The organism is Ensifer sp. PDNC004 (assembly GCF_016919405.1).
Lineage (GTDB): Bacteria > Pseudomonadota > Alphaproteobacteria > Rhizobiales > Rhizobiaceae > Ensifer.
This window is the reverse complement of the sequence record NZ_CP070354.1, coordinates 620,707-643,922: the sequence shown is the minus strand read 5'-3', so window position 1 is coordinate 643,922 and position 23,216 is coordinate 620,707. Positions and strand designations below refer to the sequence as shown.

Genomic DNA, 23,216 nt, shown 5'->3' with positions numbered 1-23,216 from the left:
GCGGATCGGCAAAAGGGTGGAAACGCGCATGTCTCCCCCTTTTCTCAGCGACCGAAACCAAAACCAGCCTCCGAAATTGTGCGCCACGGTGACTCCGTTCCCGTTCGTTTTCGCATTGCCAAACATGGCTAAGACCGAAATGCTCGGCGGCGACGCAACGAAAGGCGGCTCGCTTCGTGCAGGGCCCCAGATGGATGGATATGGCTGAACGACGATACGGCGAAGCGCCGCCCAAGACCGACAGCACGATCGCGAGCGCCGACTGGTATGGTCGCCAGATCGAGCGGGAGCGGTACGACAACACGCTGTTCGTCGACCTCGACCTGACAGAGGCGCAAACCGTCGGCGTGGTGTTTCACGAATGCACCTTCCGGCGCGCCCGGTTCAACGCCTCATCACACCAGGCGAGCGCCTTCGTGAATTGCACGTTCGTCTCCTGCAAGTTCTTCGACAGCCGCTTTAAGGAGTGCAAGTTCGTCGGCAGCATGTTCGACGCCTGCGAGTTCGACCAGATGCAGGTGACCGGCGGCGACTGGTCCTTTACCGGCTTGCCAGGTGCCGCACTCGGCCGGGCATCCTTTAAGGAAACGCGACTGCGGGAAGCGGACCTGACCGGCGCCTCCTGCAAAGGCGGCTCGCTCAGGGACGTCGATCTCTCCGGCGCCTGGCTGCATGGGGCCGATTTCACCACATGTGACCTCAGGGGCAGCGACCTCACCGCCTTCGATCCCGAAAACGTCCTCCTCAAGGACGCCATCATCACGATCGACCAGACGATCGTCATCGCCGAAGCATTGGGCCTCGACGTCAGGCGAAAGTGAGAGTCGCACCTGTGTGTGACCACCTGCTCACCGGTTGCGGCTTCGCTTCGGCGGCCTTCCGCCTTCCATCTCGGCTTGAACGTAAATGCCGTCGTACTGTCAACGGCGCACAGCAAGCTGGTCACGGTGGCGCAAGGGCAAGATCGGGTCGAGGGTGTCGAATTCTTCGGCACGATGAGAATCACTCCGGCCGCAAGGTCGCGGTTCGGCAAAACGATCTGTGGCGCTAGCGGCTCTGAGCCCCTGCCGCCTTGGCCAAGCGAGGTGGAATACCCGGTCCGCTTGCCGCATTTTGAGGCAAGCCAAGCCTGCTCATCACCCGGCAGAAATCGCGTCAAAACGCTGAAAAGCCAGGCGGAAGGATCGATCGTTCCAGGCTGCTCAGGGGCTGGAATGGAAGCCGCTGCCGTTCCGCTCCGCTCACGGTTTGAATTGTAACGACACTTAATGTCACTTCCCACTTGCCGCCAATCAGTGCAGTGGTTCATCACGTAGTTTTTTTGGTTGCTCCGCGACCCAGCCTTGTGAGAACCGGCAATATGAAAAAACCGACCCCTCTGACGCACTTCCCGCGGACGAACATTTTCCGTGCAGGCGATGTTTTCGTTCTGTTTGGTGAGCTGTTCGATCGGGGCTATGCCACGCATCTGGTTGACCAAGCCAAGAAGGCCGGCATGGAAATTGTCGGGATCACGGTTGGCAGACGAGACGAAGCCAATGTCCTGCGGCCCCTGAACGCCGAGGAACTTGCGGCGGCCGAAGCCCGGCTCGGCGGCAAGATCATCAACGTGCCGATCATGGCCGGCTTCGATCTTGACGCGCCTGAAGGCGAGCCCACTCCAACCGACCTTCTCGCGAAGATGACGCTCGAGACCTGGGAAGACGAGAAGCTCGACTGGTCGCACATCGAGAAATGCCGTGACGCCGGCGTCGAGCGCTTCAAGAACGCCCTTTCTGAGGTCATGAGTGTCCTCGACGGCATGATCGCTGATGGCAAGAATGTCTTCTTCGCACATACCATGGCCGGCGGCATCCCGAAGGCCAAGGTGTTCATGGTCATCGCCAATCGCGTCTACAAGGGACGTGGCGCGCGGCACATGTCGTCGCAAACGCTCCTCGACAGCGATTTGGGCAAGCTCATCCTGCAGAATTTCGACGAAGTATCGGCCAACACGTTCCGACACCTGATCGACCTGAGTGCAGCCATCCGGGCGCGCATCGAGGCTTCCGGAGGCCAGGTGCGTTATTCGGCATTCGGCTATCACGGCACGGGTATTCTCGTCGCCAACGAATATCGCTGGCAGACCTACACCAACTACACCCAAGGCTACGCCAAGATGCGCCTTGAGCGCATCGCCGAGGATGCCTGGAACAACGGCATCAAGGCGACGGTCTACAATTGCCCTGAAATCCGCACCAATTCGTCCGACGTGTTTGCCGGTATCGAGCTGCCCCTCATTCCGCTTCTGCTCGCGCTGAAAAAAGAGGGCGGGGGCGAATGGGTCGCCAAGCAATGGCAGGCCTGCCAGGATCTCCTGGCAGATGGCTTCACCGTCGAGGACGTCTTGCAGAAGATTTCCGATATGCAGACGAGCGAAGTGATGCGGCCGTTCTACGACTTTTCGTCCTGGCCGATGCCCAACAACCCGGGTCAGTCCGACCTGACGATCGGGACCTCGAGCGAGATCACGGCGATGCACAGGGATGGCAAGACGCTGATCTCCGATCTCCTGAGCCGTCTGGTCGTCGAGGCTGTTGGGCAGCTCATCTTTGGTGAGAGCTCGGCGCCATCGGCTCCTGTTCTGTGGCTCAACCACGATATCGTCGCGCGCACGCTGATCCAGAACAAAGGATCAGCTAACGACGCTCTCGAAGCGGCCTGAGCGCGACGAAGCGGGCGGCCCACTGCCTGTCTTCTTAAGTCGTATTCGGTTGCGCGTCTGATCAGGCGCGCAACGCTATCGCTGTCCGTGACATCAGGTAGTATTGGCGGTGTCGATCGTCAGTTGAGCGATACGACGCGCGACGATTGCAACCGCTTGGCCAGCGCCTTGGTACGACCCTCGTTGTCCAGGGCAACCAGCGTCTTACGTGCCAGCCGATCCAATTTAGCGAGCGCTTCGGTCTTCGTCGTGCCGGCTGCGGACACTTCTCTCGTAAATATTGGCAGTCAAGAAGTAGGGCGCGCCGAGAGCCAGAATGTGCGCCTTTGTCTCGATATCGTGATCGTTCGGATACAGGGTTTGGTTGAAAGTCGTGTCGTCGCCGGGTTGTCCGGGCGTTTGCCTGTGACTATGTGTGTGACAACCAAGAAAGGATCAAACCCAATGCGTATCGCCACAGTCTTGCTCGTACTCTCCGCGCTTGCCGGATGCTCCCAGACCGGCGGCGGTGCGAGCAGTGTCAGACAGGATTACTACGGTGGCGACGGCGGTTTTTATGCGGGCGCGGTTGCACCGCGCTGAAGCAGCGCTGGCGGCAGCTGTCTGACCCCTGACAGCAGATGACGGCCGATCAGGCGATTTGCCTAGCACGAAGCATCGCCTGATCTTCAGCCGTAGTGGCGCCGAACATCTCCGGGCTGCCAAGAAAATCGATCGAGATCCAGCTTACCCCCTGGAGACCCCGTTGGCACCCCGTCCTTCCCGTTAAGTCAGCTCTCTGTCCTTCAGAGCCTCAGGTCGCTGTTGACATCCGACCAAGCGTCCTTGCTATTCGAGAGGCGAGGGGGCCATTGTCGCGAGGAAGATATGGAGCTCGATCTGAAGATTTGCGCTTTGCCGCTCGGATGCCGGCTTCGACGCTTCCGCAGGCTAAGGCAGATCAAGCAGGAGACGCTGGCGGCGGATCTTGGCGTGTCGCAGGGTCTGCTGTCGCGGTGGGAAGCGGGCCGGCATGAGCCTTCGGCAAAGGCCCGGACTCGGGTCGAAAAGCTGCTGGAGCGGCACGAAAGCGTCGGGATAGACCTGACCTTGCGGCGGCTCATCGAAACAGCGCCGTTTCCGGTTCATCTTGTTTGCGACGATACGCATGCGCTTTTGAGCGCGTCACCGGCGAGACAAGCCCAGTGGCGGATCTCCGCGGCGTCCTTCTTCGGCGTCTCGCTCTGGCGATACGCGACGGCGGAAATCATCGAGAGAGAGCTTCAACTGCAGGGACTCGGCTGGTTTGAAGAAGTCTGGTCGGGCGCCATCCAGTTCACGACCGATGGCAGCGACGACCCCGATATGCCGATCCCCCCAAGCATCATCCGGTGGGAACGAGTAGGGATTTCCGACGGGCGTGTCGGTCGCCTCGTAACCAGCGTCGGTCCTGTCTGAGACGCGAATATTTCATTCGTTGTCCAAGCTGTGCAGCCCTTGTTAGCCTGACGTGACCACGAGTTGCCCTGAACCACCGTCTCGCAAAACCCTGCGGGCAGGGCACCTGCACTCCAGATCCCATCGGTCACGATCAAACGGCCAAGAGCACCCCGGACAATGACAAATTCGCGTCGCGCCATCACGTTTTCCCTTCTCATCCTCTGCGCAACGTTGTCGCTGGCAGGGACTGACCTCATCTTGCCGGCTGTCCCGCAATTGCCTGAAATCTTCGGCACCGACAGGGCGACCGCGCAGCTGGTGCTTGCCGCCTATGTCGGCGGTGGCGGTCTCGGCCTGCTTCTTTATGGGCGCTTGGCGGATCATTTTTCGCGCAAGGCGCTGCTCTTGTCTTCGCTTGGCGCATTTGCGGCCGCCTCGCTCGCCTGCGCCTTCTCGCCGGACATCACGGCACTGATCGCGCTGAGGTTCATTCAGGGTGTGGCGTCTGCGGCAGCTCCTGTCTTTGGCCCGGGGTTGATCCGCCAGCTGTTCACCGACAAGGCGGCGGTGCGCGCAATCGGGTTCCTTGGCAGCGTGGAATCGCTGGTGCCGGCGCTTGCGCCCATCTTCGGCGTGCTGCTGCTCTCGCATTTCGGATGGCAATCGTCGTTCGAACTGTTGGGTGTTTTGACACTGCTCGCCGCGGTGCTCATCCTCGTGCTCGGGCTGCCCCAGGAGGAAAAGACCTCCGATACGCGCGGCAGCTATGGGCAACTGCTTACCGATCGCATCTTCATGCGCTACGCGCTCAGCCAGGCCCTGACGCTCGGCGGGCTTCTCACCTTCGTCTTCGGCGCGCCGACGGTCATCGTCGCGTCGATGGGCGGCTCGCTCAACGACTTCATCATCATGCAGGTGATCAACATTTCCGGGTTCATCATCGTCGCCAATCTCACCGCCCGGATCGCCGAACGTTTTGGCGCTGAAAACGTCATCCTGACCGGCACCGTCATGGCAGCCTTGAGTGCCCTTGCGCTCCTCGCCTATGGGCTCACGGGCGGCACCAACACGCTGATTTTGCCTCTATTGTTTACGCCCATGGCGATCGGCTTGGGCCTTCGTGGCCCCATCGGCTTCTATCGCGGCATCCTTGCCTCGGGCGCCAACAATGCGCGCGGATCGGCGCTGATCGTCTTTTTCATCTTCATGATCACGACGCTCGGAACCGTCATCGCCGCCCCCATCATCGCAGCCGGACTCGCGGCCCTCGCGTTCGTCGCCACGGCCATCCACCTTCTATCGGTGGTCCTCCTACTCCTTCTTCCGGCGATGCCGGATCCCACACGCGAGGCCGCCGACGCATCCAGGCTATAGGCAGTGTCGATCGCAACGGTCATTGAGAGGAGACTGCAAGTCGACGGGTCCCAGACCGCGGGCAGCTTTCCGAACCAGATGAGCGCTCCCTTGAACGGCTAAATCGGCGAATCTCCAAGGACGTGCCGGTATACGCCGTAGCGCATGCCACTGATATCCACGTGTCGCTCAAGCGCGGCCCCAAGTTTTCGCGCGACCGCTTGGGAAGCCAAATTGTCATCAGTGATCAGGCTTATTGCCGTCCTCACGACAAACCTCAGTTTCAGCGAATGGGCCATCGTCTTCGGCGATGCCAAGATGACTACGGCGCTGCTGGACCGGCTCACGCACCACTGCCACATCCTGGAAACCGGAAACAACAGCTTCCGCTTCAAAAACAGCTCCGCGCACGAGCCCAAAACGACAAAGGAGAAACCGAGGAACTTGACCACTACCACAGACCCGAAACATACCTAACAGGTGGGTCAATTCTCGGTGGAAACGCCTCAGTTCTCAGTGGCAATCAACAGGCTGTGTATAAAACGCTGCCTGTGTTGCGAGTGCACCTTTGAGACTGCTCTAAATTCCAACGCACTAATGTGCTAGATGTTCCGAGCGTGTTGCCCCTTTACGGTCAGCCATCTCCCCGCCGTAGGCATGATGCGCGAAACTCACAAAGCACAATGCGACGCACTTCCACCGGCCAATCCATCACGTCTGCAAGTTCGCGCCCGGTCCAGCCAGCAGCTTTCCCATATGGACACATTGTTGAAACATCTGAGATCGCGATCGATATGTCGTGAGAAAGTAAGGAACCGAGCCCCCCTCGGCGGCTACCAGCCGCAACGAACCGGACGTGGGCCAGCCGTAGCGAACGCGAAGGCCGCTTAAGACCGAATGGAGGTTGCGCTTTACGGCGCGAAGCGCTTCAACGCCAAGGACAGGCTGCTGGGATTGAATATCGAAGGGAGATGTCGCTCGGGCCCGGAAGAACACAGAGCCGGACGCGTCCTAGTTTGCGCTGAACCGCTCAAGCATCTGCAAAAGCAAGGCATTTTCCTGCCTAAGTCGCCGAGCCAGAAGCTCTTTCAATCTGCGATTTTCTTCTTCGAGCGCAGCGAGTGGGTCGGCGGCAACTGGTACGGCCGTCGCCACCATCTTGCTTCGTGCACGGCGCACTATCCGCGCCGCACGCGGTCGTTTCGCAAGCTGAGACACCTCGGCCCGAGGATCTACGTTGACTTGCGAGCGTGAAGCGGCTTCAGAGTGAGCCGGCAGAACGGCGACTTCTTCCGATCCGGCAAGGCCGGCGATTGCCAAACCACCGCCGGCTGAGCCGCCATCATGATCAGAGCCCTCGGCACTCAGTGGCGCTGGTGCGGCGTCGGCTTGACCGACCGTTTCAAAGAGATGCGGCGCTTGGCTCTCGGCCTCGCGCGCCAACGCTTTCAAGTCGGTATCGCCCCATATCGAGGCGGGTCGGACTGCCGAGCGCCGGCGAGACGGCTTCACTTCGACGATAAACTTTCGCTGCTGTGGTTTCATCGGAATCCAAGGTCGGGAGCGCGGCAGGCCTGGGCGGAACCCGTCAAAACCGCTCAAGCATTTTCTTGAGCTGAGCGTTCTGCAAAGCCAGTTTTTGTCCCAGTTGCCGCCTTAGTTGTCTGATGTCCTCGTCCAGCGCTGTAACCTCATCGGCAAAAGCGATCGGCACGCGGGGCTTGGAGTTCCCGACCTCATACGCGACACCGTCAGCGGACGCAACGTTTTGAGCCTTCGATTTGCTCGGTTTGTGCCGTCTGGAGAGTTTTCGGCGAGGTGGGACCACTGCTTCAGTGGCGCGAGCCGGCTCAGACGCAACAGACGCGATTGCTTTATCGTCACGGATTTTAACAGCGAGGCTGACCGTTTCTCCGGCAACGGGATCGGTTTCGACCGCAACCAGTGCCGTCTCGACAATCGCTGCCGTCCCATCGGACGTTGAAGCGGCGATTGGGTCTTCCATCGGCATAGGGGGCTCAGTCGGCCTTTCGGGCGCAGCTTCCGGCATGCGCTCCGGCTGTTCGACGGCTCTGCCTCTCGATGCCAGGTCAACCAAGAACTTCCATGGTGATTTCATGATGCCTCGTCACCCGGACCTATTCCAAGCTCGTATCTAAACGACGCGATGACAAAGGCCGACCGCATGAACGATAGGCCTTTCACCGCGTGATCAGTTAAGCCCGAGCCGCTTCTTCAGATCGGCGTTTTCGGCACGCAGTTTATCTGCGAGTGCCTTGCGCAGCCGTGCATTTTCTTCCTCCAGCTGAAGAAGGTCTGCAATCTCGTCGAGGACCGCACCCGTCGATCCTGCCGACGGCTTCGACGCGGGCCCCTTTCCACTGCCTTTGATGGCAGCCTTTGCCCTTGTTTTGACGGTAGGCGCCGCCTGGTTTGCCGCCTTCGCCTCAACCGGGGCTTCCTTGCGCTTGCGGCCCCTCTTGGCGGCCGGTGCAATACTTGCCTCTGCCGTCGTTGCATCCAGAGCTACTTTTTTTGCCCGCGGTCCGCGCTTCTTGGGCACGGGCACGTCTGCCGGCGTAGTCGCTTCCACGGCCGCGACCGTTCCAACCGGGTTGATTTCTTCTGCCATGATTTTTCCCTCTCCAGCTCTAAGGCGACTTTTCCGACGAGCGAAGCCAGGTGTCAATGAGTACTTCGGCAAACGCGCTCGAGGCTCTGCCAATACTGATGCAAAATTGCGCGAAGCCGTCCATTCGTCTGCAGCACAGACCGCTTGCCAGAAGCGAGTTTCTTTACAACGCGAGACCTTGGCGCGCAGCACCGCCAGATCGATTTTATCGCGGCGCAGTGGCAATATTCCGTTCTTGCCTACCTCATGTTCCTGTTTTTCATTCCCCGCGATCGACATGGTGGCCAATGGGGCGACTTCTCGTCCCGTGTCGGCGGCATCCGCATTGTGTACCGCGAGGGCGTCGAGGCCCCGTGCGGCGCTATTCGATGCATTCCAGGAGATGCGAGCGGATCCGATTTCAAACTCGGCGACATCGCTTGGTTCGGATACACAGCCTTGGCGAGGCAAGCGCTGGGAAATTGGAAAAGCGCTCAACGGAGCGGGGAAACGGATTTTCGACGCCCGCGGCATCGAGTTGCCGTTCCCTGGCCAGACGATCTAATTCGGCGCTGACAGCAATGGGGAGGCGTCTCCTGCGATTTTCGCTATGGAAGCCCCGAAACCTGAACGGGCGTGTTGATAAATAACGCGCGAGTTCCCTTCTTATGTGACTTTCAGGCACGTCTCAGCGCTTATCCCTACAGCAATTTGGCGACCCAACATTGGATCCACTTTATGTCTGTAAAGTCCTGACTTCATCGCGCAGGGCGGGGTCAGGCCTGATGCGTGCGGCCGCCCCTTTATGAGTCTCCGGCTTGAATAGAGCTCATTCCCGGTGATCTCAGGACCAAGCCATTCTGGCAAAGAGGGAGTATCCTTGACGTCGTCGAGTTCGACTTCTGCAACAACAAGCCCACGATTTTGACCTGAATAGACGTCGACTTCCCGGATGTAGCCATTTACCTCGTAACGCGTCTTTCGAAGAAAGTCGCGGGTAAGCCCAAACATCTCCTGCGCGTCGCAATAGGGTATATCGTATTCGTATTCTTCACGCCGATTGCGGCTGGTTCGGATCTTGACTGTGAGCCTAGCGTGTCGGCCCTCGATCGCGCGAATACGCACAGTTTGCCGTCGCGTTGCCACCAGATAGATTTGTTGCAGAAAAGAACCCTCGGAGGCATGTTGCCGCCAGCCATCGTTGGCGACAAGAGATATTCTCTCAATCTCCGCTGTCATTTCTTAATCTCCGGCAAACGATTGGCGCGCTTGCTTACAAGACGCTAGGCACATAATGGCGCACATGCGGGCTTTCAGCATAGTCATTGGGTCGCTTCTGACGTTTTCCCAAGTCTGGTTCATCGAACTTCACCTTCTCGTAGGGGATGACGGAAAGGATGTGAGAAATACAGTTTATGCGCGCCCGCTTCTTGTCGTCGGATCGAACAATCCACCAGGGGGCGTATTCCGTGTCGGTCATCCGGATCATCTCATCGTAAGCAATACTGTAGTCCCACCAGCGCTGATAGGATTCGACGTCCATTGGACTGAGCTTCCATTGGCGAAGCGGATCGCCGATGCGCTGACGGAAGCGGCGCTCCTGTTCGTCCTCGCTGACATCGAGGAAGTACTTGAGCAGTATGATACCGCTCTCGACGATGGCAGCTTCGAAACGTGGCGCGAGCTCGAGAAAGCGCCGTGCCATCTCGTCGCTGCAGAAGCCCATGACACGTTCAACCCCTGGCCGGTTGTACCAGGAACGATCGAATATGACGATTTCGCCAGCCGCGGGCAGATGCGGTATATAGCGCTGGATATAGATCTGGCTTTTCTCCCGATCGGTCGGCGCCGGCAGGGCAACCACGCGGAACACGCGCGGACTGACGCGCTCGGTTATGCGTTTGATCACCCCTCCTTTTCCCGCGGCATCGCGCCCCTCGAAGATGATAACAATGCGTGCCTTTGACTTCTTCACCCAAGCCTGCAGATGTGCGATCTCCACCTGTAGCCGACGCAACTCCTTTCCATAGTCAGCAACCGCTGCGGAGCTCATCCGCTCGCCGGAATTTGCGTTCTCAAGCGCTTTGCGCACATCCCTGCCATGTTTCGCCGTTTTGTCCTTGTTCTTTCCTTTACCGTTCTTTGACATGGGGCCATTCCTCCCTTGAAAGCCGTATGCAGGACCATCGAATACTTGGTGGCCGGCGGCGGATTGCGGCGCTGAATCCTAAAGACTGGCGCAGCGGAGCCTCATCCGCCCAGCACCAAGGCTATCGCCACCATCCCCAGACCCACCGCAACCATCAAAAGCCCAATGCGCAGCGGCGCTCCCGCATGACGCCCCAGGGTATAGCCGGTGATGAATAGCAGTCCGATCGCGATCCCATTGGAAACGCGCAGAGCGCTTGTGACATCGCCTATGAAAAAGAAGGGGGCGACGACTGGAAAGGTGAGCGAAAAAACGAGCACGAAGACAGCAAGGGCGCCGACGAAGTCTTGCGCCTGAATTCCAACGCGCGTTTTGTCGGCAGGCAGACTATTCAGATGCAGCCGGATCCGCTCGAAGTCGCTAGCACAGAGCGCTGGCAGGACCAGAGGCGGTAGGGCGCCTTCTATGACCGATCGCGCGATCGATGGGCTGGCTGCCGTTTGAACTGCCTCAACGGTTTTTTTCGAAAGTCGGCGCTCAGCTGTCGAACTCATCAAAAACATCACCGCGTCAATAATCCCCCATGCCAGGTTACAGCTGAGTGCCCCTACGATCATCGCCTTGACATCCGCGCTGCCAGCTTGAGCGACACCAAGCGAGCCTGTGAATGTCATCACCATGATCAGGCCGAAAAGAATCTCAGCTGCGCGGTCGACAGGATCTAGAACGCGTCGGAACGGCGACGTGCTCTTGGGTGTTGCAATGGTATCGCTGACCGTTTGTCTGCCGCCGTCCTTCATCGCGAGCCTCGACCGTCAAAACAGAGCTAATGCCACCAGAGTTTTAGTTATCTCTACTATGCCAGCGCCGCTTCGCGCTTGAATTGATCCGCGTCAATGTCCGATCTCGGTTTTCGAAATATCTTTTTAGAGAACACTTGCGGTGCGGCCGTCGGTCCCCGTGTTTTGGCCGTGACGCTGATCGCTACGACCGAACACGGTCGAAGTAAACGCCGCCCACCTCGAATGTCGACGCCCCGTCCAACGGTTTCAGTTCACGAACCATCCAAGTCCTGCCGCTGGGGCGCGACAACAATTCAGGTACGTTGAATATGAAGGCGATTGTGTCCAGTTTTTCGTGTCCGTGGCGTCTCTGGATCACCCCTATTGCATTGGTCGCCCTTTCAGTTGCACCCGACATCTCGTTTGCAGCAACCAGTCCATCAGCGGGGGTAACGGACCTGCCGCCTGAGAAAGTCCGACAGTTTCTCGATCTTGCAAACAACCCGGAGGTCAAGTCGTGGCTGGAGGGTAAGGTCGCTGTGCAGGCTCCAGCCGCAGAAACTTCGATTGCGGACGCGATCTCCGATTGGGGAGCAGCCGTTAGGGGCAGAGTTGCCGCTGTCGTCGGTGCAATCGATCGAGTGCCAGACGAGATCGCGAATTCTTCTGCAGTATTTGTGCGTGACGTAAACGCAGGCAAACCCGGACTCGTCCTAATCATCTTTGGGGCCTTGCTTGCGGTAGGCTTTGGCGCCGAACGGCTAATTTTGCGTGTGCTCGCTAGGCGCAACACAGACTGGTCGAGCGTGGACCCGGTACGGGCGACCATGTTGCACGCCGTCGCTCTGGTCACCTTCTCCCTGGCGCCCACTGGTCTTTACCTGTTGTTCGATTGGCCCCCTCTACTTGGCAAGACGATCCTGCTGCTGCTTGTCGCGTTGATACTGTTTCGATTGATCCACGGCATCGGCCGATTGCTGCTGGCTTTTGACGGCGTTAGCGAAGATCCCGAAAATCTTTCATCCATCTCTCAAGTCGATACAGTCGCTCAGTTCTGGCTTTGCCGTATCGATCTCGTCGCCGGTCTTACATTGGCCGGATGGGTCGCGGTGAACGTGATGTCCTCATTGGGCTTTTCCGCGGAGATTACAAAGCTCGCCGCATTCGTGCTCGGCTTAGGCATCCTTGGAATCGGGACTGAGACGGTTTGGCGGCGGCCAAGGGTGGCCACCTCCGTCATCGTACGATCGCTGCTGTCTGTGTACATGGTACTTCTCTGGCTTGCTTGGGTCGGCGGACTTCTCGGCCTGCTGTTTGTCGGTATCTATTCCCTGGTCCTACCTGGTGTTATCCGCAGCGTCGGCCGCTTGGCCCAAACCCTGGCAAGCCGAGCGCAATTGCGTGGAGCTCTCGGGATCCTGTTGAACGTGGTGATCGTCAGAGGCGCTCGTGCGCTGGTGATCGCCGCAGCTGTCGCGTGGCTTGCCTATATGTGGCGATTCAGTGCAGCGGCTCTGGCCGGTAGCGAAGTCGGCCAGGTCGTGGTCAATGGCGCGTCGAACGCGATCGTCATCCTGCTTGTGGCAGACTTGATTTGGCAGTCGTCCAAGGCGCTTATCGCCTATCGTATGGAGCTTGCGGAACAATCAAACGATGCAGGAAACAATCCGGCCCGAACCGACAGATTGCGGACCTTGCTTCCTATCTTTCGCAACACGTTGGCGGTCCTGATCGGTGTGATCTCCATTTTGACGATCTTGTCTGGATTGGGCGTCCAGATTGCACCCTTGCTTGCCGGTGCCGGCATATTTGGTGTTGCCATCGGATTCGGCTCGCAGACCCTGGTAAAGGACGTCCTAAGTGGCGTCTTCTACATGCTGGACGACGCATTTCGCGTTGGCGAGTACATCCAAAGCGGCAGCTACAAGGGAACTGTCGAATCGTTCAGTCTGCGGTCCGTACGTTTGAGGCATCACCGCGGACCTATCTTCACCGTCCCGTTCGGAGAACTTGGCGCCATTGAGAACATGAGCAGAGACTGGGTGATCGACAAAATGACAATCAACGTCACTTACGATTCCGACATAGAGCTGGCTCGCAAGCTCATAAAGAAGGTCGGTCAGGAATTGGCCGCGGACCCTGAGTTCGCGGCAGACACATTGCAGCCCTTGAAAATGCAGGGCGTCGATAGCTTCGGCGACTTCGCGATCGTGCTCAGGCTCAAGCTCATGACCAAACCCAACGCGCAGTTTGCCATCAAGCGGCGCGCCTTCATGATGATCAAGAAGGTGTTCGATGAAAATGGCATCAAGATCGCTGTGCCGACAGTCCATGTGGAAGGAAGTGGTGAATCTGCGGCTGCTGCCGCTCATCAGATTCAGCAATCGGCAAAAGCGGCAAAGGTTGCCGAAGCGGCGGGCCAACCCATGTCCTGAGGAATCCCTCAAGACCTTGCGTAGCCGCCGCACGCTCGTCGGTCCAAGGGAGGGCATGACAAAAGATGAGCTGGAACAAGCTGTATTCACTCAAGAGCTACGTGCGCGCCTCTTTGTGGATTATCCCATTTTTTGCGCTCATTGCGCAGCAGGCATTTTTTCGTGCTGTTCTTAGCTCCGAGGAATGGATACGGTGGATCCCGGCTTAGCCCTTGGGAATCGATGGCACGGTTGCTGCAATGCAGGCGATCATAAGCCTGGCGCTTTCGTTTCTCGTTTTCACATTCGGCTCACTGCTTGTGGCGATACAGATCGCCAGTGGGCAGCTAACGCCGCGGATCATCGCGACCACGCTGCTGCGAGACAATGTTATCCGGTTTACCGTCGGCTTGTTTATTTTCACGCTGCTGTTCGCCATAGGCGCGATAAGTCGCGTGAACTCATCGGCCCCAGCCGCCATAGTGTGGATCTCGGCCGCCCTCGGCGTCCTCTCGCTGGCGGCATTTCTCTACTTGATTGATCATTCAGCTCGATTGCTGCGTCCAGTCAGCATCATTCACAGTGTCGCCGAGCAAGGCTTCACCGTCATCAAAAGCGTTTATCCTGAACGCTGGAGGGAGAGTGTGGGGCCACTGCAGGTGCGAGATGTTCCCGGAAAGGCGGATGAGGTCGTCTTACACGCCGGCTCATCAGACATCATTCTTGCGGTGGACGTAAAATCCCTGCTGAGCCAGGCCTCGCGGACAGACGGTGTCGTCGAGCTTGCCGCACGCGTCGGCGACTTCGTAGCCTGTGGCCAGCCGTTGTTCCGGCTATATGGCGGCGCCAGGACAATCTCCCCCAGCGAACTTAGCAGCAGCGTTGCGTTTGGGCGTGAGCGAACCATCGAGCAGGACCCGACTTTCGCTTTCTGGGTCATTGTCGATATTGCCACGAAGGCGCTCTCCAAAGCGATCAACGACGCTACGACAGCCGTGATGGCAATCGACCAACTGCATCGCCTACTGACCACGGTTGGTGGACGCGATCTGCGCAATGAGTATCTGCGTGACGGAGCCGGACGCCTGCGGGTGATATTTCCGACACCGGACTGGGAAGACTTCGTCCAGCTCACGTGTCGCGAGATCAGGATCTATGGAGCAGACAACCTTCAGATCGCGAGGAGGCTTCATGCCATGATCGACATCCTTGAAAACGTACTGCCCGAGAGCCGGAGACAGGCGTTGCGGGCTGAGCGCGATCTGCTCGATCGAATGATCGACAAGGCCTACCTCCTGCCTGAGGACGCCGCTTTGGCGCGCATCGCCGATATGCAGGGTTTGGGAGGATCGGTGAACGAGTAACTGCAGTGAAGCATCAGGCAGATCAGCGAGAAATGTTCACCATTCAATCATGTTGAAGCTATGGAGGATGATTTGAAGTCCGAGCGCTGCTTGGGTGACACCGAGCACCACTGCCAAAACCTGAAGCGAGGTCCCGACCCATTTTAGTAGGGCATCGGCGAAGAGCATCGCAAGCCAATCGAGCGCAAGGATCAACAATACGATAGCAGCCACGGTCAGGCCTTCAGCTTGGCGATTGCCTGCAAGCGTTGAAAAGACGATGACCGCGGCGATCCCGTAAGGTGTGACGATCGTTGGAAAAGCTAGAGGCGAGAAGGCCAGTTTCATGTCCGGCGCGCGGTCTGGTGCAAGAGCGTGATCCGTTGGACTTGCTGATTGCTGTAGAATGGTTCGCAGCGCCACCAGGAAAAGAATGACACCACCGGTCATGGCTAGAACCGGCAACGAAATCTCAAAGTTCTCAAGCATGGTGCGCCCAAGAAGGCCGGCAACCGCCAGTGCGCCGGCGGAGAAGAATATTGCTCTTTGGGTGGCTCTGCGTCGAAATGCGGGCTCCCATGTCTTGGTTATCGTCACAAACGGTACCAGGATCTTGATCGGGCCAAGCATAAGAAAAAGCATCAAGAAAACTTTTCGCGCACCAAATTCGACCTCCGGCAACGCTACGTTATATGTCGCTTGCGCAAAAGAATGAGCTGGAAAGCAAGCAAGAATTACCAACAGTGCGGTGAAAAACTTGGAACAGTGCAAATAGCGCCGTCGCAATGTCTCAGCCACGCGAGTATCCTGTCTGCTTGATGCTGCAAGAATGGCTATGTATTCGTGCAGGCACATCATTTTTGGCCATTCCACAGTCAAGGGCATCGCCATTCTCCCGGAAGCGGACCCGATAGATCCGCAGCTTTCACCGATGGATCAGACGGCGCTGGAGCCGGCGGCACGAAGGCTGAACCGGTTCGTCTTACCGCTCGCGGCCTGGATCTTTGTACCTCCGTCAGAAAGGTTGCAGCAAATCGTCGCAATACGCATTGATTTCCAACAAACTTGCCGCCCGGCGGTCCTGCGATGATCCCCGACGACAGGCTCTGTCCATTCAAAGTCTGCCCCAGGTGGCGTGCGCTACGGCGATGACAAGCAACCGTGCCTCGGGAATGCCGCGGTTGGTTGACCCCGGCGAACACCGAAAGTTGTTGTATCCGAGACAGCTACTTGCACTTGACATCATGCTTATCGACCGCTGTCGGAAGAGCCATTGCACATCCTGACTGAGTATTGACGCAGCGCAAGGACGCCGTCTCATTCTGGAGGTAACTTGAGATTTATTGATACGATTGCGGTGAGCCCAACACGCGAAGCAAATCTGCGTCTTGCGCCGCAAACATCCAACAATTGATGGAGGATCCCATGGACACGGCGAAATGCGCATATGCAGCAATTACGGCGGTGCTCTTATCAACCAGTCCGACCCTGTCCCTCGCTCAACAGCCTCCGGCCGAGAACCGAGATGAACAACCCGCCTACGAAATGATGCCCGGGGCGATGATGGGCGGAGGGTGGAACCGCTTCAGGGGCTACATGCGGCCGGGCATGATGCACGGTCCTATGATGAAAATCATGTTTGCCGTTGCCGACGTCAATGGCGACGGCGCGCTGTCCTTCGACGAAATCACCGCGATCCATAAGCGGATCTTCGACGCTGTCGATGTGAACAAAGACGGAAAGGTAACATCCGAGGAAATACAGGGCTTCATGCGCGATCAATAAAGTCAGACGATGTCCATTCGAATGCCGCCGGGCATGCATTGTCATGCCAAAGTAGCAGCCGTGGGCGAAAATCCGCACAACCTGGCGTTTGGACACGCTAACGTGATCCGCTATCGTCTCGAACTTTACTCCATGCACCAGAGCGCGGCCAGGATATGGCAGTCCGCTGTGAACTGCACTCGCGATGGGGGGGCGGGCTCTGATGGCCCGCCCTCTCTCCGCAATTCGGGTTGAAGTTTGCATAGCGATGTAGGTTCGCATAGCGACTGCGCTCCGGCCGCAAGCCATTTTGCCTACCCGCTGAGACCCACAATTTCGAAGGCGCCGCCGACTAACAGGCTGCTGCGCACTAGCCTTGTCGCAAATCTTTGCGAATGAGGACGAGGGTCGGATCATCCTCATAGGGAATTGCCACGAAACCTTGTTCCTGTTCGAGTTCGATCGCCTCATGGTTTGCTCGACTTTCGAGCGATTCTAGGGACTTGGCGCCCGACGCTTCCGCAAATCGAGCGACATGGCGCAGCAACTCCCAAGCGACGCCCATATGTTTGTGTTCAGCACGAACGGAGATCGCAACTTCTGCCCTTTCCGTCGAAGCGTCGCGGGCTACCATGGCGGTGGCGATGATCTTCTCACTATCATCACCGAATGCGAGGAAATTTTCGGTCAGGCGGTGATCGACATTTGTCATCGAAAGGAGACGCTCGCGGCTGACCTCCCTGACCCCACCGAGAAAGCGGAAGCGCAAATCTTGCGGCGTTAGATGGGTGAAAAACTCGGCCAAACGTACGTCGTCTTCAGGACGAACAGGACGGACATGGAGGACAAGACCGCTCCGCGTGATGAGATTGCAGCTCCAAACGTCTGTTGCAGTCGAGTTCTTGGTCTGCTGTTCTGTCGTAACGACTGCCTGCAGACTTTGAGCAAAATCCGTCTCGATTATCACCTTAAGCGCTTTCGTGCGCGCGGCATTCCCGAAGGTCTCATATGCCTCGCTAATCTGTCTGAGATTGAAGCGATGTGTAATGAGGTCCTTGGGATCGATTTTTCCAGATTGTACGGTTCTTAAAAGCAATGAAGTTGTTGCCGCATCGACTAGTCGCGTCGTGATCTTGACGTTTCTCGACCAGAGCGTCTCCAGATGCAAATCGGCCTTGGCGCCGTGGACGCCTATATTCGCGATTACGCCCCCGGGTGCGACGATGTCCTGGCAGAGTTGGAATGTGGCGGGGATCCCAACCGCCTCGATCGCAGTATCGACACCCTTTCCCTGTGTCAGCCTCATCACTTCTCGCGAGGCAACGTCACCACTCGCCTGTATTGTCTGTGTCGCACCGAAACGGCGTGCAACTGTGAGGCGGTTCTCGTCAACGTCGATCATAATGAGTTCGGCTGGTGAGTAGAGTTGCGCCGTTATCAACGCCGCCAATCCGATCGGCCCGCAACCGACTATGGCAACCGTCGCACCCGGCTCCACCTTGCCGTTGAGCACGCCGCATTCGAAGCCGGTTGGAAGAACATCGCTGAGCATAACGAGCGCCTCTTCGTCAGCACCTCTTGGAATCGGGTAAAGGCTGGTGTCGGCATGCGGAATGCGGACGTACTCGGCTTGGGTACCGTCGATGGTGTTCCCGAGAATCCATCCGCCAGAGGTACAGTGGGAGTACATTCCGCGGCGGCAGTAGTCGCATTTGCCGCAAGACGATATGCAGGAGATCAGGACGTGGTCGCCCTTCTTGAACTGGCTCACCGCGCCCCCTGTTTCTTCCACGATACCCACACCCTCATGACCGAGAATACGGCCGGCTGCGCAACTCGGCACGTGTCCTTTGAGAATATGCAGATCCGTCCCGCATATCGTCGTCCTCGTGATTTTCACAATGGCGTCGGTTCCAGCAACGATCGTCGGTATCGGCCGCTCCATGAGCGACTTGCGTCCCGGTCCTTCATAGACGAGCGCCTTCATCAATTTCTCCTTCGCAAGCTGGGGTCGAAAACATCTACAATTGTGCGCGCGCCGCCGGAAACCTGCTTTGACGCCAGTCAAAGTTCAAACGAACGGCGCACATGGCGCGGGAATTGGAACCGACATTTCCTTTAGCCGGGCAGTGGACCGCGGCCTTGCAAGTTATGGACGCTCCCTCGAGTACTAAGGTGGCATTAGCGCGCAACAAGGCGTCGCCAGCGATCCGGCCAGCGTGATTTTGATCGGCGTCAAAGTCGTGATTGCCCCTGTGTGAGATCGTTGAAGGCGGAGAGCCGGGCTTTCGCGATACGATCGTGCCGGCATGGAGGGTAACAATGAAAAACACCTCTGCGAAATTCATCCTCGCAAGTGTGCTGAGCCTTGGTCCAGCACTCCCGGCGATAGCGCAGGAACATGGAGACACCGGTACGTTGGATGTGGCCAAAGCCGAAAAGGCTTTCGCCAGAAAACCCCTCTATTCGCCGTATGCGGGTCGCAGTTTTCCGACCCGCCCCCTGTTCGGCGACACGCATCTTCACACCGGAGCCTCGTTCGACGCCGGAGCCTTTGGCGCGCGGTTGACCCCTCGCGATGCCTATCGTTTTGCCCGCGGCGAGGAGATCATGGCGTCGAGTGGTCAGCCGGCGAAGCTGTCACGTCCACTGGACTTCCTTGTGGTCGCCGATCATTCTGACAATATGGGCATGTTCCCAGACCTCTTTGCCGGCAAGCCGGACGTCATCGCCGACCCTCAGGCCAAGAGCTGGTACGAGATGATCACGTCCGGCCAGGGCGCAAAAGCCGCGCTGGAGATCATCTTCAGCTTCGGCAAGGGGACCTTGCCGCCGTCGATGATCTATGGACCCGACACGCGCCCTTACAAGAATGCCTGGCAGGATACGATCAAGGCGGCCGAAGAATACAACGAGCCCGGCCACTTTACCGCTTTCATCGGCTACGAATGGACCTCGAACACGGCCGGCAACAACCTGCACCGCAACGTCATCTTCCGCGACAACGCCGACAAGGCGAGCCAGGTCGTACCCTATACGACGCTAAAACCACTCGGTAGCGACAACCCGCGCGACCTGTGGAAGTGGATGCAGGCTTACGAGGACAAGACCGGCGGCAATGTGCTGGCGATCGCACACAACGGTAACTTGTCCAACGGGCGCATGTTCCGAATGATCGAATCCTTCACGGGCAAACCGGTGGACAAGGACTACGTCGAGCAACGCTCCCGCTGGGAGCGCCTCTATGAGACGACCCAAACCAAAGGCACCGGCGAGGCGCACCCGGCGCTTTCGCCCAATGATGAGTTCGCCAGCTTCGAGATCTGGGACTTCGGCAATCTCGATGCCAGCGAGCGCAAGACACCCGAGATGCTCGAATTCGAATATGCGCGCTCCGCCCTCAAGAATGGCCTGAAGCTGGAAGCTCAGCTTGGCACCAACCCATACAAGTTCGGACTGGTGGGCAGCTCGGACTCCCATACAGGTCTGGCGGCTATGGAAGAAGACAACTTCTTCGGCAAGACGACCCCGCAGGAACCTAGCCCTGAACGGCTGACAGCGACCTTCGTTAAGGACGCCAAGACCAACATCACAGTGATGGACTGGGAAGTCGGGGCATCCGGTTACGCGGCCGTATGGGCACAAGAGAATACCCGCGAATCTATTTGGGACGCCATGCAACGCAAGGAGACTTATGCGACGACTGGGCCGCGTATGCTCGTGCGCTTCTTCGCCGGCTGGGACTTCGATCCGGCCGATGCCGAAGGCCGCAATCCCGGGGCTATCGGCTATGCCAAGGGCGTGCCGATGGGTGGCGACCTGACGAAGGCGCCCGAGGGCAAGGCACCCACATTCCTCGTCGCCGCGCTTCGGGACCCGATCGGCGCCAATCTCGACCGCTACCAGATCGTCAAAGGCTGGCTCGACGGCAATGGCGAGACACATGAACAGGTCTATGACGTCGCCTGGAGTGCGGGCCGCAAGCCGGGCGCGGACGGCAAGGTCCCACCGGTCGGTGATACGGTCGACGTCGCAAACGCCACATGGACCAATACGATCGGCGCGCCCGAACTGATCGCGGTCTGGAAGGATCCCAAGTTCGACCCGAACCAGAAGGCGTTCTACTATGGCCGCGTCCTTGAGATCCCGACCCCCCGCTGGACGGCCTATGATGGCAAGCGTTTCGGAACGAAGGCGCTCGAAGGCACGCGCATGACTGTGACAGAGCGCGCCTACACCTCGCCGATCTGGTACACGCCGTGAGCCGGAAAATGGACCACGACCCGTGGGCGGGTGCACGAGGTTCGTGCACCCATCGCCATGCGTCAAGCGAACGGAGAACGGCATGCTGAAGCGCATCCGCCGAGAGCCCCTGTTCCATTTCCTGGTGGTGGCGCTTTTGATTTTCGCGGCCCACGACCTTTTGCGCCGCGGTGCGGATGCGCCGGACAAAATAGTCGTAAGTGTCGCGAAGATCGAGCAGATGGCGACGGTTTTTGCCAAGACCTGGCAGCGTCCGCCCAATAAAGACGAGCTGAAAGGCATGATCGACGATTATGTGAAGGAGGAGATCCTGGTGCGCCAGGCGCTACAGCTAGGTCTCGACCGAGGCGACACGGTCGTGCGCCGCCGTCTGCGCCAGAAGATGGAATTCCTCAGCGCCGCCGACTCCGCCCCGCTGACAGCCACAGATCCGGAGTTGGAAGCCTATCTCGCGGCCAATCCCTCAGCCTTTACCACCTCTGCGACGCTGGCATTTGAACAGGTCTTCCTCAATCCGTCCCGCCATGGCGATACGATCGCCAAAGACGCCGAGGCCCTCCTTGCGGAACTCCGCACCAACGACACGGCCGATCCGGCCCTCCTTGGCGATACCTCGCTGCTGCCTGCCACTGTCGAACTCACAAACAGGGCGGCGATCGACCAGATGTTTGGTGGCGCGCTTGCCGATGGGCTCGAAACGGTACCCATCGGCAAGTGGACGGGGCCGATCGCCAGCAGCTTCGGTCTCCATCTGGTCAGGGTCACGGAGCGCACGCCGGGTCAGGTGCAGCAACTCGCGGGCATCCGCGACGAAGTCACACGGGAATGGGAAAACGCGAGACGCACCGAACTCGAGCGGCAACGCTTCGGCGCGTTGCTGGCGCACTATGAGATCAGCATCGAAGCCCCCACGGCTGCGGGAGAGAGCCGTTGAGAAAGTCTGGCGCCCTTCTCGCTTTTCCTCTCCTGTTGCTCTTTGGCGCCCCAGCCCTGGCTCATGAGGTTCGCCCTGCTTTTCTCGACATCCGCGAAACCGCGCCCGATGCCTTTGCGGTGCTCTGGAAGGTACCGGCGCAGGGCCGGATGCGGCTGGCGCTTGACGCGCGCCTGCCGAGGCAATGCATCGAAAGGGCCAGGCCGGTCCGGTCATTCGAAGGCAGCGCCTATCTGGAGCGCTGGACCGTCGACTGCGCGGGAGGATTGCGCAACAGTCAGATCGCCATCGACGGGCTCAAGACGACGTTGACCGAGGCGCTGGTGCGCATTGGCTATCAGAACGGTGGCTCCGAGGTCGGGCGCCTGATGCCAGATGCGCCCTCTTTCACGGTGGCCGGCGCGCAGACCAGCCTCGAAGTCGCCCGGACCTATTTCCTGCTCGGCGTTGAACACATCATGCTCGGCTTCGATCATCTGATCTTCGTCCTTGCGCTGATGCTGCTGATCCGTGATCGCTTTATGCTGTTCAAGACGATCACGGCCTTCACCGTCGCCCACAGCATCACACTCGCCGGCGCATCGCTCGGTTATTTCAGCCTTCCCCAGAAGCCGGTCGAAGCGACCGTCGCCCTCAGCATCGCCTTCGTCGCAAGCGAACTGCTGAAGGCAAGACCGAACGAGGTGCGTCTCTCCGAAGCCTATCCCTGGGTGGTTGCCTTCGCCTTCGGCCTGCTGCACGGCTTCGGCTTCTCCGGCGCGCTGAAGGAGATCGGCTTGCCGCAATCGGATGTGCCGATCAGCCTTTTGACTTTCAACCTGGGCGTCGAGGCCGGACAGATCATCTTCGTCGTCACGGCGCTGGCGATTGCCTGGGTTGCCCGCGCGTTGCTCGTTCTCAATACGAGCTTGGCGCGCCAGGCAATAGCCTACGGCATCGGCACCAGCGCGATGCTCTGGTTCATTCCCCGGGTCGCCACTATGGCGATTTGATTGTCGGAATGTTGGGTCGAAGGCATGGCACGCGGCAGGAAAGCGCCCCCTTTTGAACGAGGTTCAATTCACGTTTGGCGGATAAATCGGAGAGGAAAGAATGAGCGAGTTTCAGAACAAGGCTGTTCGGCTGACGGTGGCATGCAGTGGTGCCACATCGGTGACCAACCTTGGCGAATGTCAAAAGAGGTTCCTGGCCGCCGCACTGGAACTCAACCGGGCACTTGATCAGGAAGCTGATCATGATGTTGACGTGTCGTCGGTGGGACCAGGGGCCACGAGGCGGATCGACCTCATTATTGGTGATCTGATGAAAGAATTGGCGGTCGTCGGTCACCTGTTCGACATTGATATCATGCAAGCTGGACATAATACCCTCGATCGGCGGATGGGCGAGATCAAGAGTGCACTTATCAGGCCGTGATCATTCGGAAGTGGTGGGCGGCCAACCCTGTGACCTTTACGGAGTGTCTTCACGGAGTGTCTTC

General features: G+C 58.6%; 21 protein-coding genes and 2 pseudogenes. 13 read left to right on the top strand and 10 right to left on the bottom strand.

Annotated features, from left to right (window positions below):
• The first annotated feature begins 200 nt into the window (after nucleotides 1-200).
• Nucleotides 201-821 carry a pentapeptide repeat-containing protein gene (locus JVX98_RS31330; RefSeq protein ID WP_205239696.1) on the top strand — a complete coding sequence of 207 codons (621 nt, stop codon included), beginning with the start codon at nucleotides 201-203 and terminating at the stop codon, nucleotides 819-821.
• Nucleotides 822-1,360: 539 nt separating this feature from the next.
• Complete coding sequence (locus JVX98_RS31325; protein WP_192448554.1) at nucleotides 1,361-2,704, top strand: hypothetical protein; 1,344 nt, start codon at nucleotides 1,361-1,363, stop codon at nucleotides 2,702-2,704.
• Nucleotides 2,705-2,823: 119 nt separating this feature from the next.
• Here the strand turns inward: JVX98_RS31325 and JVX98_RS31320 are convergent, their stop codons facing one another.
• A complete protein-coding gene (locus JVX98_RS31320; RefSeq protein ID WP_205240107.1) occupies nucleotides 2,824-2,970 on the bottom strand; it encodes a hypothetical protein in 147 nt (48 codons plus the stop codon).
• Nucleotides 2,971-3,148: 178 nt separating this feature from the next.
• Here JVX98_RS31320 and JVX98_RS31315 point away from each other — a divergent pair, with 178 nt between their 5' ends.
• The 4 genes and pseudogenes from JVX98_RS31315 to JVX98_RS31300 all read left to right on the top strand — a co-directional run.
• On the top strand, nucleotides 3,149-3,286 hold the full coding sequence (locus JVX98_RS31315) for a hypothetical protein (RefSeq protein WP_192448553.1): 138 nt from the start codon (nucleotides 3,149-3,151) through the stop codon (nucleotides 3,284-3,286).
• 285 nt (nucleotides 3,287-3,571) lie between these two features.
• Nucleotides 3,572-4,141: a helix-turn-helix transcriptional regulator gene (locus tag JVX98_RS31310; protein ID WP_205239695.1), complete on the top strand. Its 570-nt coding sequence runs from the start codon at nucleotides 3,572-3,574 to the stop codon at nucleotides 4,139-4,141.
• Nucleotides 4,142-4,300: 159 nt separating this feature from the next.
• Entirely contained in the window at nucleotides 4,301-5,497 is a 1,197-nt protein-coding gene (locus tag JVX98_RS31305) for an MFS transporter (protein ID WP_205239694.1), read from the top strand.
• Between the two features lie 228 nt (nucleotides 5,498-5,725).
• Nucleotides 5,726-5,953, top strand: a pseudogene (locus JVX98_RS31300) (ATP-binding protein); the annotation flags it as partial.
• A gap of 534 nt (nucleotides 5,954-6,487) precedes the next feature.
• Here the strand turns inward: JVX98_RS31300 and JVX98_RS31295 are convergent.
• The 6 genes from JVX98_RS31295 to JVX98_RS31270 form a co-directional block, all read right to left on the bottom strand.
• A complete protein-coding gene (locus tag JVX98_RS31295; RefSeq protein WP_205239693.1) occupies nucleotides 6,488-7,021 on the bottom strand; it encodes a hypothetical protein in 534 nt (177 codons plus the stop codon).
• A 43-nt stretch (nucleotides 7,022-7,064) separates the two neighbouring features.
• Nucleotides 7,065-7,595 (bottom strand): hypothetical protein, encoded by a 531-nt coding sequence (locus tag JVX98_RS31290; RefSeq protein WP_205239692.1) that lies wholly within the window; start codon nucleotides 7,593-7,595, stop codon nucleotides 7,065-7,067.
• Nucleotides 7,596-7,688: 93 nt separating this feature from the next.
• Nucleotides 7,689-8,396 (bottom strand): hypothetical protein, encoded by a 708-nt coding sequence (locus JVX98_RS32435; protein ID WP_371826588.1) that lies wholly within the window; start codon nucleotides 8,394-8,396, stop codon nucleotides 7,689-7,691.
• A 357-nt stretch (nucleotides 8,397-8,753) separates the two neighbouring features.
• Nucleotides 8,754-9,326 carry a CYTH domain-containing protein gene (locus JVX98_RS31280; protein ID WP_205239691.1) on the bottom strand — a complete coding sequence of 191 codons (573 nt, stop codon included), beginning with the start codon at nucleotides 9,324-9,326 and terminating at the stop codon, nucleotides 8,754-8,756.
• 34 nt (nucleotides 9,327-9,360) lie between these two features.
• A complete protein-coding gene (gene ppk2, locus JVX98_RS31275) occupies nucleotides 9,361-10,140 on the bottom strand; it encodes a polyphosphate kinase 2 (protein ID WP_246765138.1) in 780 nt (259 codons plus the stop codon).
• A gap of 197 nt (nucleotides 10,141-10,337) precedes the next feature.
• Nucleotides 10,338-11,036, bottom strand: a complete 699-nt coding sequence (locus JVX98_RS31270; protein WP_246765087.1) for a VIT1/CCC1 transporter family protein — start codon at nucleotides 11,034-11,036, stop codon at nucleotides 10,338-10,340.
• Nucleotides 11,037-11,347: 311 nt separating this feature from the next.
• On the opposite strand from JVX98_RS31270, the gene JVX98_RS31265 reads away from it, so the two are divergent.
• Together JVX98_RS31265 and JVX98_RS31260 are read left to right on the top strand one after the other, a co-directional pair.
• Nucleotides 11,348-13,453, top strand: a complete 2,106-nt coding sequence (locus JVX98_RS31265) for a mechanosensitive ion channel family protein (RefSeq protein ID WP_205239689.1) — start codon at nucleotides 11,348-11,350, stop codon at nucleotides 13,451-13,453.
• A 239-nt stretch (nucleotides 13,454-13,692) separates the two neighbouring features.
• Complete coding sequence (locus JVX98_RS31260) at nucleotides 13,693-14,796, top strand: DUF2254 domain-containing protein (RefSeq protein WP_371826587.1); 1,104 nt, start codon at nucleotides 13,693-13,695, stop codon at nucleotides 14,794-14,796.
• 36 nt (nucleotides 14,797-14,832) lie between these two features.
• Here JVX98_RS31260 and JVX98_RS31255 read toward each other — a convergent pair whose 3' ends face one another.
• Nucleotides 14,833-15,660: a MarC family protein gene (locus JVX98_RS31255; RefSeq protein ID WP_246765086.1), complete on the bottom strand. Its 828-nt coding sequence runs from the start codon at nucleotides 15,658-15,660 to the stop codon at nucleotides 14,833-14,835.
• 540 nt (nucleotides 15,661-16,200) lie between these two features.
• Here JVX98_RS31255 and JVX98_RS31250 point away from each other — a divergent pair.
• Nucleotides 16,201-16,560 (top strand): hypothetical protein, encoded by a 360-nt coding sequence (locus tag JVX98_RS31250; RefSeq protein WP_192448545.1) that lies wholly within the window; start codon nucleotides 16,201-16,203, stop codon nucleotides 16,558-16,560.
• 349 nt (nucleotides 16,561-16,909) lie between these two features.
• On the opposite strand, the gene JVX98_RS32430 is transcribed toward JVX98_RS31250, so the two are convergent.
• Both JVX98_RS32430 and JVX98_RS32425 read right to left on the bottom strand, forming a co-directional pair.
• Nucleotides 16,910-17,173, bottom strand: coding sequence for a GNAT family N-acetyltransferase (locus JVX98_RS32430; protein WP_371826600.1), 264 nt, complete (start codon nucleotides 17,171-17,173; stop codon nucleotides 16,910-16,912).
• Between the two features lie 321 nt (nucleotides 17,174-17,494).
• Nucleotides 17,495-18,526, bottom strand: a pseudogene (locus tag JVX98_RS32425) (zinc-dependent alcohol dehydrogenase family protein); the annotation flags it as partial.
• 335 nt (nucleotides 18,527-18,861) lie between these two features.
• Here JVX98_RS32425 and JVX98_RS31240 point away from each other — a divergent pair.
• The 4 genes from JVX98_RS31240 to JVX98_RS31225 all read left to right on the top strand — a co-directional run bounded on the left by JVX98_RS31240 (nucleotide 18,862) and on the right by JVX98_RS31225 (nucleotide 23,152).
• Nucleotides 18,862-20,802, top strand: coding sequence for a DUF3604 domain-containing protein (locus JVX98_RS31240; RefSeq protein ID WP_205239687.1), 1,941 nt, complete (start codon nucleotides 18,862-18,864; stop codon nucleotides 20,800-20,802).
• Between the two features lie 82 nt (nucleotides 20,803-20,884).
• On the top strand, nucleotides 20,885-21,736 hold the full coding sequence (locus JVX98_RS31235) for a peptidyl-prolyl cis-trans isomerase (RefSeq protein WP_205239686.1): 852 nt from the start codon (nucleotides 20,885-20,887) through the stop codon (nucleotides 21,734-21,736).
• Nucleotides 21,733-22,728, top strand: a complete 996-nt coding sequence (locus JVX98_RS31230; protein ID WP_205239685.1) for a HupE/UreJ family protein — start codon at nucleotides 21,733-21,735, stop codon at nucleotides 22,726-22,728. Before JVX98_RS31235 ends, JVX98_RS31230 begins: the two co-directional genes overlap by 4 nt.
• Before the next feature lie 100 nt (nucleotides 22,729-22,828).
• A complete protein-coding gene (locus JVX98_RS31225) occupies nucleotides 22,829-23,152 on the top strand; it encodes a hypothetical protein (RefSeq protein ID WP_205239684.1) in 324 nt (107 codons plus the stop codon).
• Nucleotides 23,153-23,216 lie beyond the last annotated feature (64 nt).

Coding starts and splice junctions, on each gene's coding strand:
- JVX98_RS31330 (WP_205239696.1), top strand. CDS start 201: ATGGCTGAACGACGATACGGCGAAGCGCCGCCCAAGACCGACAGCACG.
- JVX98_RS31325 (WP_192448554.1), top strand. CDS start 1,361: ATGAAAAAACCGACCCCTCTGACGCACTTCCCGCGGACGAACATTTTC.
- JVX98_RS31315 (WP_192448553.1), top strand. CDS start 3,149: ATGCGTATCGCCACAGTCTTGCTCGTACTCTCCGCGCTTGCCGGATGC.
- JVX98_RS31310 (WP_205239695.1), top strand. CDS start 3,572: ATGGAGCTCGATCTGAAGATTTGCGCTTTGCCGCTCGGATGCCGGCTT.
- JVX98_RS31305 (WP_205239694.1), top strand. CDS start 4,301: ATGACAAATTCGCGTCGCGCCATCACGTTTTCCCTTCTCATCCTCTGC.
- JVX98_RS31295 (WP_205239693.1), bottom strand. CDS start 7,021: ATGAAACCACAGCAGCGAAAGTTTATCGTCGAAGTGAAGCCGTCTCGC.
- JVX98_RS31290 (WP_205239692.1), bottom strand. CDS start 7,595: ATGAAATCACCATGGAAGTTCTTGGTTGACCTGGCATCGAGAGGCAGA.
- JVX98_RS31280 (WP_205239691.1), bottom strand. CDS start 9,326: ATGACAGCGGAGATTGAGAGAATATCTCTTGTCGCCAACGATGGCTGG.
- ppk2 (WP_246765138.1), bottom strand. CDS start 10,140: ATGAGCTCCGCAGCGGTTGCTGACTATGGAAAGGAGTTGCGTCGGCTA.
- JVX98_RS31270 (WP_246765087.1), bottom strand. CDS start 11,036: ATGAAGGACGGCGGCAGACAAACGGTCAGCGATACCATTGCAACACCC.
- JVX98_RS31265 (WP_205239689.1), top strand. CDS start 11,348: ATGAAGGCGATTGTGTCCAGTTTTTCGTGTCCGTGGCGTCTCTGGATC.
- JVX98_RS31260 (WP_371826587.1), top strand. CDS start 13,693: ATGCAGGCGATCATAAGCCTGGCGCTTTCGTTTCTCGTTTTCACATTC.
- JVX98_RS31255 (WP_246765086.1), bottom strand. CDS start 15,660: ATGCCCTTGACTGTGGAATGGCCAAAAATGATGTGCCTGCACGAATAC.
- JVX98_RS31250 (WP_192448545.1), top strand. CDS start 16,201: ATGGACACGGCGAAATGCGCATATGCAGCAATTACGGCGGTGCTCTTA.
- JVX98_RS32430 (WP_371826600.1), bottom strand. CDS start 17,173: ATGGTAGCCCGCGACGCTTCGACGGAAAGGGCAGAAGTTGCGATCTCC.
- JVX98_RS31240 (WP_205239687.1), top strand. CDS start 18,862: ATGAAAAACACCTCTGCGAAATTCATCCTCGCAAGTGTGCTGAGCCTT.
- JVX98_RS31235 (WP_205239686.1), top strand. CDS start 20,885: ATGCTGAAGCGCATCCGCCGAGAGCCCCTGTTCCATTTCCTGGTGGTG.
- JVX98_RS31225 (WP_205239684.1), top strand. CDS start 22,829: ATGAGCGAGTTTCAGAACAAGGCTGTTCGGCTGACGGTGGCATGCAGT.